The organism is Thauera sp., assembly GCF_047601425.1.
GTDB lineage: Bacteria > Pseudomonadota > Gammaproteobacteria > Burkholderiales > Rhodocyclaceae > Thauera.
Map to the genome: position 1 here is coordinate 791,145 of NZ_JASGJL010000001.1, position 13,181 is coordinate 804,325.

The 13,181-nt window shown below is 66.2% G+C and carries 12 protein-coding genes and 2 pseudogenes; 8 read left to right on the plus strand and 6 right to left on the minus strand.

The features are described from left to right. Positions 1-101: 101 nt before the first annotated feature. Positions 102-491 (plus strand): annotated as a pseudogene (locus QM748_RS03840) (YkgJ family cysteine cluster protein). Here QM748_RS03840 and QM748_RS03845 read toward each other — a convergent pair. After that, positions 492-1,400 carry an ATP adenylyltransferase family protein gene (locus tag QM748_RS03845; RefSeq protein ID WP_415245729.1) on the minus strand — a complete coding sequence of 303 codons (909 nt, stop codon included), beginning with the start codon at positions 1,398-1,400 and terminating at the stop codon, positions 492-494. Between the two features lie 92 nt (positions 1,401-1,492). On the opposite strand from QM748_RS03845, the gene QM748_RS03850 reads away from it, so the two are divergent. Further along, the gene (locus QM748_RS03850; protein WP_415245730.1) at positions 1,493-1,720 is read left to right on the plus strand and encodes an RNA-binding S4 domain-containing protein; all 228 of its coding nucleotides are present in this window, start codon (positions 1,493-1,495) and stop codon (positions 1,718-1,720) included. 29 nt (positions 1,721-1,749) lie between these two features. On the opposite strand, the gene QM748_RS03855 is transcribed toward QM748_RS03850, so the two are convergent. The 3 genes from QM748_RS03855 to QM748_RS03865 are packed head-to-tail and all read right to left on the minus strand — an operon-like array spanning position 1,750 to position 4,301. Continuing rightward, positions 1,750-3,495, minus strand: coding sequence for a potassium channel family protein (locus QM748_RS03855; protein ID WP_415245731.1), 1,746 nt, complete (start codon positions 3,493-3,495; stop codon positions 1,750-1,752). 9 nt (positions 3,496-3,504) lie between these two features. Next, positions 3,505-3,888 (minus strand): DUF6394 family protein, encoded by a 384-nt coding sequence (locus QM748_RS03860; protein WP_415245732.1) that lies wholly within the window; start codon positions 3,886-3,888, stop codon positions 3,505-3,507. Further along, positions 3,885-4,301, minus strand: a complete 417-nt coding sequence (locus QM748_RS03865) for a YchJ family protein (protein WP_415245733.1) — start codon at positions 4,299-4,301, stop codon at positions 3,885-3,887. Before QM748_RS03865 ends, QM748_RS03860 begins: the two co-directional genes overlap by 4 nt. A 209-nt stretch (positions 4,302-4,510) precedes the next feature. On the opposite strand from QM748_RS03865, the gene acnB reads away from it, so the two are divergent. Both acnB and QM748_RS03875 read left to right on the plus strand, forming a co-directional pair. After that, positions 4,511-7,108 (plus strand): bifunctional aconitate hydratase 2/2-methylisocitrate dehydratase, encoded by a 2,598-nt coding sequence (gene acnB, locus QM748_RS03870; protein WP_415245734.1) that lies wholly within the window; start codon positions 4,511-4,513, stop codon positions 7,106-7,108. Between the two features lie 102 nt (positions 7,109-7,210). Next, the gene (locus QM748_RS03875; protein WP_415245735.1) at positions 7,211-7,546 is read left to right on the plus strand and encodes a DUF6176 family protein; all 336 of its coding nucleotides are present in this window, start codon (positions 7,211-7,213) and stop codon (positions 7,544-7,546) included. A 143-nt stretch (positions 7,547-7,689) separates the two neighbouring features. Here the strand turns inward: QM748_RS03875 and QM748_RS03880 are convergent, their stop codons facing one another. Beyond that, positions 7,690-8,685, minus strand: coding sequence for an MBL fold metallo-hydrolase (locus QM748_RS03880; protein WP_415245736.1), 996 nt, complete (start codon positions 8,683-8,685; stop codon positions 7,690-7,692). Between the two features lie 64 nt (positions 8,686-8,749). Beyond that, positions 8,750-9,758, minus strand: a pseudogene (locus tag QM748_RS03885) (LLM class flavin-dependent oxidoreductase). Between the two features lie 46 nt (positions 9,759-9,804). On the opposite strand from QM748_RS03885, the gene QM748_RS03890 reads away from it, so the two are divergent. The 4 genes from QM748_RS03890 to QM748_RS03905 all read left to right on the plus strand — a co-directional run bounded on the left by QM748_RS03890 (position 9,805) and on the right by QM748_RS03905 (position 13,162). Then, positions 9,805-10,710, plus strand: a complete 906-nt coding sequence (locus QM748_RS03890; protein WP_415245737.1) for an ATP-grasp domain-containing protein — start codon at positions 9,805-9,807, stop codon at positions 10,708-10,710. A 108-nt stretch (positions 10,711-10,818) separates the two neighbouring features. Continuing rightward, positions 10,819-11,610: an ABC transporter substrate-binding protein gene (locus QM748_RS03895; protein WP_415245738.1), complete on the plus strand. Its 792-nt coding sequence runs from the start codon at positions 10,819-10,821 to the stop codon at positions 11,608-11,610. A gap of 143 nt (positions 11,611-11,753) precedes the next feature. Further along, the gene (locus QM748_RS03900; protein ID WP_415248014.1) at positions 11,754-12,440 is read left to right on the plus strand and encodes an ABC transporter permease; all 687 of its coding nucleotides are present in this window, start codon (positions 11,754-11,756) and stop codon (positions 12,438-12,440) included. Next, a complete protein-coding gene (locus QM748_RS03905) occupies positions 12,437-13,162 on the plus strand; it encodes an ABC transporter permease (RefSeq protein ID WP_415245740.1) in 726 nt (241 codons plus the stop codon). The genes QM748_RS03900 and QM748_RS03905 overlap by 4 nt, the downstream gene beginning before the upstream one ends. Positions 13,163-13,181 lie beyond the last annotated feature (19 nt).

Consider the following 13,181-nt stretch of genomic DNA (forward strand, 5'->3'; position numbering starts at 1 on the left):
CTTTCGAGAGATTTTCGGGCGCTTTCCGTGGCGCTAGAATGCGCGCCTGCCGGAAGAACGGCAGCCCCGTGAATCCTCTTTCCACTGCCGAAAGCCCGAACATGGACGAGCCGAATCCCTGTATCACCTGTGGCATCTGCTGTACGCATTTCCGCATCTCGTTCTACTGGGCGGAGGCCGACGACGCGCCGGGAGGCTTCGTGCCGGCGGGGATGACCGAAAAGCTCAGCCACAGCATGCGCTGCATGAAAGGCAGCAACCAGGTGCCGCGGCGTTGCTCGGCCCTGTCGGGTACGGTGGGTTAACAGGTGTCCTGTACGATCTACGAGAACCGGCCGACGCCTTGTCGTGAATTCCCGGTGTATTTCGACGATGGCACACCGAACCCGAAGTGCGACGAACTGCGCGCGACGATCGGCCTGCCGCCGCTGCCGCATGCACCGATGCCCAACGCGCCTTCGCCCCACACGCCTTTGCCGAACGCCGCCTGATCAGCGCGGAAAGCCCACTGCGGCCAGCACCGCAAGCGGCCCTTCGGTGCGCAGGCGCTCGATCTGTCCGGGCGAGCGTACGAACAGCGAGCCGGCGTAGCCGAGCGAATTGACCGAAACGTCCTGCCATTTTTCCAGCCGTCTCGGCACCACCAGCAGCCAGTCGCGGTTCACGAGCAGGTTGTAGGGCGGCATCGGATCGGCCATCGGGGGCAGGGCCACGGCTTCGCAGGCGGCGGCGAAGGCGTCCTGCAGGGTCTGGCCGGCCGTCGCCGCATTGCACCAGTCGATGCCTGCCAGGCAAACGAAAGCATGGCGCCAGGGCAGGGTGCCGTTGTGCTGGGCGACACCGGGTGCGTCGACACGCAGCGGCCTGCTGAAGGCGGCAAAGCCGTCGTCGGCGCGCAGAGCTGCGTCCGGCACCCATTGCAGGTGCTTGTGCGCCTGGCTGGCGCCGGCGATGCGGCCGCCATTATAGAAGCCCAGACCGCCCTGCGGGCCGAGGACCGCTGCCAGGGCGCGGAAGTCGGCTGGGTTCAGTGGCGCCGTCTGGGCTTCGAAGGCGCGGGTCACGATCAGCAGGTGATGGTCGATGACCGGAAACTTGTTCAGCACGATGATGTGCTTGTCGCCGAGCGGAGTGACGGTCAGTGCGGGCTCGGGCGGCAGGAAGGGATTGAAGCTGGCTCGGCGCTCGCTGATGCTGGCGACGCGGGCCTGGTCCTTGAGCGCGAGCGAGGACACCCAGCGTACCGAGAAACTCAGCTCGCCTTCGGTGATCAGCGTGCTTTCGGTCGTGATCGGCTGCAGCGCGCCGGTCGCGAGCGCATTGCGGATGGTCTGGGTGGACAGGTCGAGCAAGGCGTCACTGCGGCAATCGAGCGGTGCGGCGGCGTGAAAACTGGTCATGAGAGGGCGGTACAGGCGACAATGCCGCATTCTGACATGAGCGGACGCAGGCCCGTATGGGCCGGCACCGCTCGGCCCTGGTGGAATTTTTCATGAGCATCTCCTTTGCCGTGCGCGGCGAGCACATCCAGCTCGATCAATTGCTGAAGGCCACCGCCCTGGTGGGTTCGGGCGGCGTTGCCCATGCCGTGGTCGAGGCCGGCGAGGTCAAGGTCGACGGCAAGGTGGAGAGCCGCAAGCGCGCCAAGCTGCGTCCCGGCCAGCGGGTGCAGTTCGGCGGCGAGGAAATCGTCCTGGTTGCCGGCGAGGATGCCCGTTGAACAGGGTGTGAATGCCGTTGGCGCAGTCCTCAGGGGAGCAGCGGCCTTGTCCGATTCCTGCCCTGCCGCGACAGCTTGCGCCAGATCCAGCCGCCCGGCAGGTCTTCGCCGCTCAGCAGCCAGGCGAGGGTGTGTTCGTAGGCGATGTTGAGCGCGAAGGCATCGCGGGCGCGGCGCCGGCCTGCCAGCAGCAGCTCGTCCCCCGGCCGCAGCGCGGTGTCGAGCGGCGGCATCAGCAGATGATCGTCATCGTCGCGTTCCAGGTAAAGCACTTCGCAGTCCAGCCGTGCGCCGGCTTCGGTTGCAGAGCGCAGCACTTGTTCTAGCGTGACGGTTTCGCCGCGCATCAGGCGTTGTTGCAGGGCCGGGGCGCGGCGCAGGTTGATGCGCTCGCTCCAGACTTCGGGCACTTGCCAGCCGAAGCGGCCGGTCAAGCGCTCGAGTTGTTCGGCACACCAGCCGTCGCCGTGGCCCTGGATGTCGCGCAGGAAAGGTTCGAGCAGCGGCGTGGCCAGAATGGCGAGGCATTCGTGGGCGATGATCTCGCTCGGCACGACGGTGATGTCCGATTCGAAAGTATCGAACAGCACCTGGTTCACCTGTAGGTTCTGGCGCAGGATCACGAACAGTTCCGGGTTCAGTTGCCGCGCGTTGACCGCGATCGCCAGGTTGTCGATGTCCGAACTGGTGGCGGCGACGATGCCGGTCGCCTGCTCCACGCCGGCTTCGAGCAGGGTTTCGGCGCTGCTGCCGTCGCCGTGTATCCAGCGGTGCGCGCCGTCGGGCGGTTCGATGCGGTCGATGATCGTCACCGGCAGCGCTTCCGCGTCCATCGCATCGACCATCCAGTGGCCGAAACGTCCATGTCCGCAGACGATCCATGCCCCGCGCGGCGGGTTGCGGTGGCGCTCGACGGTGGTGCCGGGCAGACCGGTCAGCCAGGCCAGCAGCTGCGAAGTGGCGGGGGCGCGAAGAGCGGTCGACAGCGTGTCGGAAAAGCGCTCGAAGGGGTTGATGATGTGACGGGTGCCGAAGGAGGCCATGTTGGCCGAAGTCGATCGATGTTCGGCGCGGCATAGCGCGGGCAGCTTCGGCGCCATCAGCCGGGTCGCGATGGCGATCGCGAGGTTGGAGGCATCGTCGTTGGTCAGTGCGATGATGCCGGCGCAGTGCGAGTGGGTGAGGCCCGCGTCGCGCAGCACTTCGGGGTTGGAGGCGTCGGCACAGAGTGCAGGCACGTCGGCGGAAAAACTGCGCAGGCCGATTTCGCCGACCCGGATCTCGTCGATTTCGACCACGACCGCCCGCAGCCGCATGCGGTCGAGCGCCTTGCAGATCAGGCGGCCGGTCTCGCCGTAGCCGCAGACGATGTAGAAGGGCTCGCGCAGGCGGCGCACCGCGCGTACGAAACGCTGGGCGGCGATCGCCTGCTGCAGGCTGCGGTCCGACAGCACGGCGAACAGCGTGCCGAGCGTGTAGGCCCAGCCGACCACCGACATGTAGATGCAGAACATCACCCACAGCCGCTGCTGCTCGGAGAAGGCATGCGGGACTTCGCCGAAACCGATGGTGGTCGCGGTGTAGCTCATGAAGTACAGCGCGTGGAAGAAGCTCAGGTGGCCGGGCTGGCCGTTTTCGTCGACGCCCGGCACCAGCGTGAGTCCGAGCACCGACACCGCCATGATGACGATCAGCAGCAGCAGCGGTGCGCGCAGCCGCCGCAGGATCAGGAAGAAGATGCCGTGGTGCCGTGCCAGCGGCCGCAGCTCTTTCATGCTCCGGAGTCAGCGCCGCTGCATGATCGTTTCGGCGATCAGGATCACAACCGAAACGAGGTTGGCGAGCAGGGCGCCGCCCGACAGCGACACCACGTTGGTCATGGCTGCGGCGGTGAGGCCGGTGCCGGCGACATGCACGGCGTAGCCCCATACCATGGCCGCGGCGATCAGCTGCAGGTCGGCGACCAGGCTGGTGGCCAGGTGGACGGCGCCGATCTGGGTGCGGTCGCCGAGCTTGAGCACCGTCGCGATCAGGCTCACCACCAGCGCGGCGAACAGTTCGTAGACGTCGTGATGCGCGGGGTTGTCGACCTCGCCGACGAAGAAGCCGAAGTTGAGCGTCGCGGCGAGCAGGATGAAGAAGCCGAAGATGACTTTCTCGAGGTTCATGGGCGAGGTTCTTCCTGAGCAGGGCTGTCACCGTCGATGTCGCCATCGACGTAGTACCAGAGGCCGCCTTCACGGATGAAGCGGCTGTTTTCGTGCAGGCGCCGGGCGCGGCCGCCGACGCGGTAGCGGGCGACGAACTCGACCGTCGCGCGATCATCGGCGGCCTGGCTGCGGGACAGGATTCTCAAGCCGATCCACCTGGGCGCCGGATTTTCATCCAGTTCGAGCGTCGCCGGGCGGGTGCCGGCGTGCCAGGTGCGCAGCAGGTAGGCCGCATCGCGCCGGCTGAAGGCGGTGTAGCGCGATCGCATCAGGGCTTCGGCGCTGCCGGCGGCGCTTTCGCCGGCGAGCAGCGGGCCGCAGCAGCGTGTGTAGGGCTGGCCCGATTCGCAAGGGCAGGGCGTCGTTTTCATCGGCTCGGGATGCTATACCTCAATCGAGGCCGCCATTCTGCTCCAAGGTGCCTGCAGGGAGTAGAATTGCTGCGCTTTTCATGCGGATACGATGTCTTTCTGCTGCGGTGCACCGCCAGTCTTATAAAAGACATATAATCCGCTCCGATCCGCGCGAGCGATCCCCGCGCGGAGCCCCGATCACCGCCACGAAAAGTGAGGAACTCACCGTGCTTGAAGCCTACCGTGCCCATGTTGCCGAACGCGCCGCTCTCGGTATCCCCCCGCTGCCGCTGAACAAGCAGCAGGTCACCGAACTGGTCGCCCTGCTCAAGAATCCCCCTGCCGGCGAGGAGGCTTTCCTCGTCGAGTTGCTGACCTACCGTGTGCCGGCCGGCGTGGATGACGCCGCCAAGGTCAAGGCCGAGTTCCTCGCCAAGGTCGCCAAGGGCGAAGAGGCCTGTGGCCTGGTGTCGCGCGCCAAGGCCACCGAGCTGCTCGGCACCATGCTCGGCGGCTTCAACATCAAGCCGATGATCGACCTGCTGGGCGACGCCGAAGTGGGGCCGGTCGCCGCCGAGGGCCTGAAGAAGACCCTGCTGATGTTCGACTACTTCCACGACGTCAAGGAACTGGCCGAGAAGGGCAACGCCAACGCCAAGGCCGTGATGCAGTCCTGGGCCGACGCCGAGTGGTTCACCAGCCGTCCGGAAGTCCCCGCCTCGCAGAAGCTGACCGTGTTCAAGGTCACCGGCGAAACCAACACCGACGACCTGTCGCCGGCACCGGACGCTTGGTCGCGCCCCGACATCCCGCTGCACGCGCTGGCGATGCTGAAGAACCCGCGTCCGGGCATCGAGCCGGAAGAAGCCGGCGTGCGCGGCCCGGTCAAGTTCCTCGAAGACCTCAAGGCCAAGGGCAATCTGGTTGCCTACGTCGGCGACGTGGTCGGCACCGGCTCCTCGCGCAAGTCCGCCACCAACTCGGTGCTGTGGTTCACCGGCGAGGACATCCCCTTCGTGCCGAACAAGCGTTTCGGCGGCGTCTGCCTCGGCTCCAAGATCGCCCCGATCTTCTTCAACACCATGGAAGACGCCGGCGCGCTGCCGATCGAGATCGACGCCGGCCAGATGGACATGGGCGACGAGATCGAGCTGAAGGTCGACCAGGCCTCCGGCAAGGTCACTGCGCTGAAGAACGGCGCCGTGATCGCCGAGTCGCAGCTCAAGACCCTGGTGATCCTCGACGAAGTGCGCGCCGGCGGCCGCATTCCGCTGATCATCGGCCGCGGCCTGACCACCAAGGCGCGTGAAGCCCTGGGCCTGCCGCCGTCGACGCTGTTCCGCCTGCCGCAGGCACCTGCCGACAGCGGCAAGGGCTTCTCGCTGGCGCAGAAGATGGTCGGCCGCGCCTGCGGCCTGCCGGAAGGCCAGGGCATCCGCCCGGGCACCTACTGCGAACCCAAGATGACCACCGTCGGCTCGCAGGACACCACTGGCCCGATGACCCGCGACGAGCTGAAGGATCTGGCCTGCCTCGGCTTCTCGGCCGACCTGGTGATGCAGTCCTTCTGCCACACCGCCGCCTATCCGAAGCTGGTCGACGTCAAGATGCACCGCGAGCTGCCGAGCTTCATCAGCACCCGCGGCGGCGTCAGCCTGCGTCCGGGCGACGGCGTGATCCACTCCTGGCTCAACCGCCTGCTGCTGCCCGACACCGTCGGCACCGGCGGCGACTCGCACACCCGTTTCCCGATCGGCATTTCCTTCCCGGCCGGCTCCGGCCTAGTGGCCTTTGCCGCCGCCACCGGCGTGATGCCGCTCGACATGCCGGAATCGGTGCTGGTGCGCTTCAAGGGCACGATGCAGCCGGGCGTCACGCTGCGTGACCTGGTCAACGCGATCCCGCTGTACGCGATCCGCCAGGGCCTGCTGACGGTCGAGAAGAAGGGCAAGAAGAACATCTTCTCCGGCCGCATCCTCGAAATCGAAGGCCTGCCCGACCTGAAGGTGGAACAGGCATTCGAGCTCACCGACGCCTCGGCCGAACGCTCCGCCGCCGGCTGCACGGTGCATCTGAACAAGGCGCCGATCGTCGAGTACATGAACTCGAACATCACGCTGATGAAGTGGATGATCGCCAACGGCTACGAGGACGCCCGCACCCTGAAGCGCCGCATCAAGGCGATGGAAGACTGGATCGCCAACGGCGAACTGCTGGCGGGCGACGCCGATGCCGAGTACGCCGCGGTCATCGACATCGACCTGGCCGACATCAGCGAACCGATCGTCGCCTGCCCGAACGACCCGGACGACGTCAAGCTGTTGTCCGAAGTCGCCGGCGACACGATCGACGAAGTCTTCATCGGCTCGTGCATGACCAACATCGGCCATTTCCGCGCCGCCGGCAAGGTGCTGGACGGCAAGACCGACATCCCGACCCGCCTGTGGATCGCCCCGCCGACCAAGATGGACGCGATGATCCTCAACGAGGAAGGCTACTACGGCGTGCTCGGCAAGTCCGGCGCTCGCATGGAGATGCCGGGCTGCTCGCTGTGCATGGGCAACCAGGCGCAGATCCGCAAGGGCAGCACCGCGATGTCGACCTCGACGCGCAACTTCCCGAACCGCCTCGGCATCGACACCCGCGTCTATCTGGGTTCGGCCGAACTGGCCGCAGTGTGCGCGCTGATGGGCAAGATCCCGACCGTGCAGGAGTACATGGCGCAGGTCGAGGTCGTCAACAAGAAGGCCGCCGACATCTACCGTTATATGAACTTCGACCAGATCGAAGAATTCCGCGCGGTGGCGGACACCGTCGAGGTGTAAGTCGAGGAAGCAGGGCGGGCGTAAGCCCGTCCGCCGACCGCAAAGCCCCCGTCCGGTTTCGTGCCGGCGGGGGCTTTTCATGCTGATGTCTCGGGAGCCGGGATGAGTGGAAAAGAAGACGTCGTCTGCGCGAAGGTCTGGCTCAAGCCCGGTAGTGAAGCGCGCGTCCGTGAATGGACGAGCTACATCAACGCGCATCGCAACGAAGCATTGCAGACCCTGCAGGAAGAAGGGGTGAGCATTGAATCGGTGTTTTTCGATGCCACGTCGGATGGTCCCTGCCTGATCTACTACATGCGTTCTGCTTCCGAGGAGCAGGCCATCGCCATTGCGCGAAAATCCACGCATGCCATCGATGCGTATCACAAGGCATTCAAGAGCGAGACTTGGCTGAAGGTCGAGCGCATGGAGTTGCTGGTGGATCTCTGTCGGTCATGATCTTGCTGCCGAGTGTCGTGACCAAGAGTGCCCGGTTTCGCGTACGCTGGGCTTCATACGGGCTGATACCAGTTTTACTGGCACGGCTTGGACCGCTGCAGACTCGCAGTTCATGAACTGCGAGCCTGTTTGGTACCCGCGCTTCAATCCCCCGGTTGGGCATTCACCGGCCCAAATTCCAGCGGCACCCATTCATAAGCCTCGCCTTCTTCACGCACATGGCCGATGCCGGGGAAGGGCAGGTGCATGCCGCCGACCAGCAGTTTTTCCTTCACCGAGCGGGCGAAGATCTGCTTGCGTGTCGCGATTGCCGCTTCGCTGTTGACGTCGAATTCGAGTGCGACCTCGGGCTGGGCGAACTGCACCGCATGGTTGTGCACGATGTCGCCCCAGATCAGCAGCTTGCGTTCGCCATTGCCGACGAGGTAGCCGCTGTGGCCCGGCGTATGGCCGGGAGCGGCGACGCTGGCGATGCCGGGCACGATGTCCTGGTCGGTGTTGAAGGTCTTCCACTGGCCGGCGGCACGGTAGGGGGCGGAGGCGTCGCGGGCCATCTTGAAGAAGGGCTGGGCATCCTGTGGGGCCTTGGCTGCCACTTCATCGTTCAGCCAGAAGTCGTTGTCGGCCTGGGCGGACCAGACTTCGGCATTGGCGAACACGGACTTGCCGTCGGCATCGATGAGCCCGTTGATGTGGTCGCCATGCAGGTGGGTCAGCAGCACGATATCCACCTGGGCGGGATCGTAGCCGGCGGCGCGCAGATTGCTGGTGACGTGACCGAGCGAGGGGCCGAACAGGTGGGCGGCGCCGGCGTCGACCAGCACCAGCTTGTCGCCCGTGTTGATCAGGTAGGCGTTGACCGCGGTCTGCACTTTCGGCGCCTGCAGGAAGTGGCGGGCGAGCAGGCGGTCGCGGTCTTCGTCGCGCAGGTTCTTCAGCAGGCTGGTGTCGATCTGGATCGGGCCGTCGTACAGCGCGGTGACCTCGATGCCGCCGAGCATCATGCGGTAGTAGCCCGGAACCTGGGTCTGGACCTGGGGGGCGGCGGCGGTGGCGAAGGCTGCGCCGGTGGCGATCAGTACTGCTGCGGCGCCATGCAGCAGCGGGCGGAGCAGGCGGGACGAGCTGTTCTTTTGCATCGGGTTTCTCCGGCGGGGTTTGAGTGTCGAGTATTCCATGGGCGTAGAGGTGCGCGGTGTCCGTTCAGGCGCCGGGCAGTTCCCAGGCTTCGGCGAGGATTTCGAAGGAGCGCAGGCGTGCGGCGTGATCGAAGATCTGCGCGGTGACGATCAGTTCGTCAGCGCCGGTTTCGGCGATCAGTTGTTCCAGGCCGCGGCGCACGGTGCCGGCGCTGCCGACCGCCGAGCAGGCGGTCGCTTCGTTCGACATATTGCCGTTCGGCCGGCGTCCAGCGCTGTTCCTCATCCAGTGCGGGCGGCTGCAGCAGGCCGCGCTCGCCGCGAGCGATGCCGCCGAAGCGGTTGCGCAGCGAGCTGAACAGGAGCCGGGCTTCGTCATCGGTGTCGGCAGCGATGGCGTTGGCGCCGACCATAACATAGGGGCGTTCGAGCGCTGCCGAGGGCCGGAAGCGGCTGCGGTAGAGGTCCACCGCGCGCAGCAGGAAGCGCGGCGCGAAGTGCGAGGCGAAGGCGAAGGGCAGGCCGAGGTGGGCGGCCAGTTCGGCGCTGAACAGGCTGGAGCCGAGCAGCCAGATCGGCACATCCAGTCCGGCGCCGGGCACGGCCTGCACTTTCTGGCCGGGCTCGGTCGGCTTGAGGTAGCCCTGCAGCTCCAGCACGTCCTGCGGGAAAGTCTCGTCGCTGTTGTTCAGGTTGCGGCGCAGCGCGCGCGCCGTCGTCTGGTCGGTGCCGGGCGCGCGGCCGAGGCCGAGGTCGATGCGGCCGGGGAACAGGGATTCGAGGGTGCCGAACTGTTCGGCGATTATCAGTGGCGCGTGGTTGGGCAGCATGATGCCGCCGGCGCCGACCCGGATGCGCCGGGTGTGCGCGGCGACGTGGCCGATGACGACCGCGGTGGCGGCGCTGGCGATGCCGGTCATGTTGTGGTGCTCGGCGAGCCAGTAGCGGTTGTAGCCGCAGCGGTCGGCGAGCTGGGCGAGTTCGCGCGTGTTGCGCAGTGCGTCGGCGGGTGTGCTGCCGGACGTGACGGGGGCGAGGTCGAGGACCGAGAGCGGGATGGCGGAGCGGGACATGGGGCAGCTGATAGAATCGCGGCCTTTCATTACGCCACAGCCCCCGATGACTGCCAAGCCGATCGACGTCGTGATCCTGACCGAGGATCGTTACGTCCACCCCGACCTCGACGATTGGTACCAGGCGCAGATCGCACGTGAGGACGGTTTGGTCGCCGCGGCCCTGCAGGCGCAGGGGCTCAGCGTGGCGCGGCATTCCTGGTCCGATCCGGCGGTGGACTGGCGTGCATGCGGCAGCCTGCTGTTCCGCACGACCTGGGATTACTTCGACCGCTTCGCCGAGTTCTCGCCCTGGCTGGACGCGGTGTCGGCGCAGACGCGGCTGTTCAACGACGCAGCCCTGATCCGCTGGAACATCGACAAGCACTACCTGGGCGAACTGGCGGCACGTGGGGTGGCGATCGCGCCGACGCGTTTCGTCGAGCGCGGCGAGGCGGCGACGCTGGCGTCGATCATGGCGGCGCAGGGCTGGGACGAGATCGTGTTCAAACCGGCGGTGTCGGGCGCGGCACGGCTGACCTACCGTGTCGATCAGGCCTCGCTGGCCGCTCACGAGCCGGTCTTCGCCCGTTGCGTGGCGCAGGAGGCGATGCTGGTGCAGCGCTTCGAGCAGGCCATCCTCGCCGACGGCGAGCTGTCGCTGATCGTGATCGACGGCCGCTGCAGCCATGCCATCCGCAAGACCGCACGAGCGGGGGATTTCCGCGTGCAGGACGATCATGGCGGAACGGTGCATGCGCACACTCCTTCAGCGGATGAGCGGGCCTTCGCCGAGGCGGCGGTCGCCGCCTGTCCGGTCCTGCCGCTCTACGCACGGGTGGATTTCGTCCGTGACGGTGGCGGTGGATTCCGGCTCATGGAGCTCGAGATGATCGAACCCGAACTGTTCTTCCGTTTCGATCCGCCAGCCGCAGACATGCTGGCTGCGGCGCTGGCCAAAAAGATGCGCTGAATCAAGGAGTTTTTTGCGCTGCAGCATCATGCTGCCAAGTGAAATCCGCGTGCGCGGGGTAGCGCTGCGGTTAGAATTGCAACATTTATCAGATTCCGAGGACTTGTGATGATCCGACGCACGCTGGTGTTCGCCGCTCTGGCCCTGTCCATGCAGGGCGCGATGGCCAAGGATTGGGACAGCATCCGTTTCGCCACCGAAGGCGCCTATCCCCCGTTCAACACCGTGGACACCAGCGGTGCCGTGCAAGGCCTCGACGTGGACATCTCCAATGCCTTGTGCGAAGAGATGAAGGTGAAGTGTACCTGGGTGAAGCAGGAGTGGGACGGCATGATCCCGGCCCTGCTGAGCCGCAAGTTCGACGCTATCTCGGCCTCGATGTCGATCACCGAGGAGCGCAAGAAACGCGTCGATTTCACCGACAAGTACTACGCCACGCCGCTCGCGCTGGTGGCGAAGAAGGGCAGCAGCCTGCTGCCCGAGCTGGATCTGCTGAAGGGCAAGCGCATCGGCGTGCAGCGCGGCACCGTGGCCGATGCCTTCGCCACGCGCTTCTGGGCTGAGAAGGGCGTGAACGTGGTGCGTTACGCGCGCCAGGAAGAGGCCTATCTCGACCTCACCTCCGGCCGCATCGACGCGGCGTGGGCGGATGCGCTGGTGGCCGATGGAGGTTTCCTGAAGCAGCCCGCGGGGGCCGAGTACACCTTCGTCGGCGGTCTCTACCACGGCCGTAGCGCCGAGGAGAAAGGCGTGATCGGCGAGGGCGTCGGCATCGCGATCCGCAAGCAGGATGCCGAGCTCAAGCACAAGCTCAACGCGGCGCTGGCGGCGATCCGGGCCAACGGCAAGTACGACGAGATCCGCAAGAAGTACTTCGACTACGACATCTACGGTGAGTGAATGCGGTGCGCGGACGCGCAGCATGAGCTGCGCGCCCGTTCGTCTCTCGTGGCGGCGGCGCCGTGCCTGCCGTCGTGGTGGCTGTCGGCCTGTTCCTGAGCGCTGCGCTCATCCCTGCCGGGCTTGAACGCACGGCCTTTCCAATGCTTCACGGTTATCTTCCTTCCCTTCTCGATGGTGCCTGGGTGACGCTGCGCGTGGCGGTGTTCTCGTTGCTGCTCGCGCTCGTCCTCGGCCTGCTCGGGGCCTCGTCGCGGCTGTCGCCCAGCCGCCTGCTGCGCCTGCCGGCGACCGCCTACACCACCATCGTGCGCGGTATTCCCGATCTGGTGATGATGCTGCTGGTTTTCTACGGCGGACAGATGGGCATCAATCTGGTGACCGACGCGCTCGGCATGGACTATGTCGACGTGAATCCCTTCGTCGCCGGTGTGCTGACGCTGGGCTTCATCTTCGGCGCCTATTTTACCGAGACCTTCCGCGGCGCCTTCATGGCGGTGCCGGCCGGCCAGCTCGAGGCCGGGCGCGCCTACGGCATGGGCCGCTGGCAGGTCTTCAGCCGCATCCTGTTCCCGCAGATGCTGCGCCATGCGCTGCCGGGCCTGGGCAACAACTGGCAGGTGATGCAGAAGAGCACCGCGCTGGTGTCGATCATCGGCCTGTCGGACATCACCTGGCTGGCCGACCAGGCCGGCCGCAGCACGCGCGAGCCTTTCCTGTTCTATGCCGTCGTGTGCGTGTTCTACCTGCTCATGACGGCAGTGTCCGGTCTGGTCTTCCGCTGGCTGGAGCGGCGCTATTCGGTGGGTGTGCGGAGGGCGCAGGTATGATCGAGTGGAGCCTGTTCGCCGAGAGCTGGCCATCGTACATGTCCGGCCTGTGGCTGACGCTGCAGCTCACCGTGCTGTCACTGGTTGCCGGCCTGCTGCTGGCGATTCCGCTCGCCGTGCTGCGGGTGTCCTCCAATCGCTGGCTGTCGGGGCCGGTGTGGGCCTACAGCTATTTCTTCCGCGGCACGCCGATGCTGGTGCAACTGCTGCTGATGTACTACGGCCTCGGCCAGTTCGAGTGGATCCAGGCGCAGTGGGATGCGGGCAGCGGATTCTGGCTGGTGTTCCGCGATCCCTACGGCTGTGCGCTGGTCACGTTCGCCCTCAACACCGGCGCCTACACCACCGAGATCATCGCCGGTGCGCTGCGGGCGATGCCGCATGGCGAGATCGAGGCCGCGCGCGCCTGCGGCATGAGCCGGTTCACGATGCTGCGCCGCATCCAGCTGCCCGGGGCGCTGCGGCGTGCGTTGCCGGCCTACAGCAACGAGATCATCTTCATGCTGCACGGCACGGCGATCGCCTCCACCGTGACCCTGGTGGATCTGACCGGCGCCGCGCGCAATGCCTATTCGCAGTTCTTCGCGCCCTTCGAGGCCTTCATCTTCGCCGGCCTGATCTACCTCGCCATCACCTTCGCCCTCGTCGGCCTGTTCCGCATCGCCGAGCGGCGCTGGCTTGCCCACCTGCAGCCGCGCAAGCCGCTGGGCAAGGGCGCCTGAGCCCGTTTCAAGGATCCGT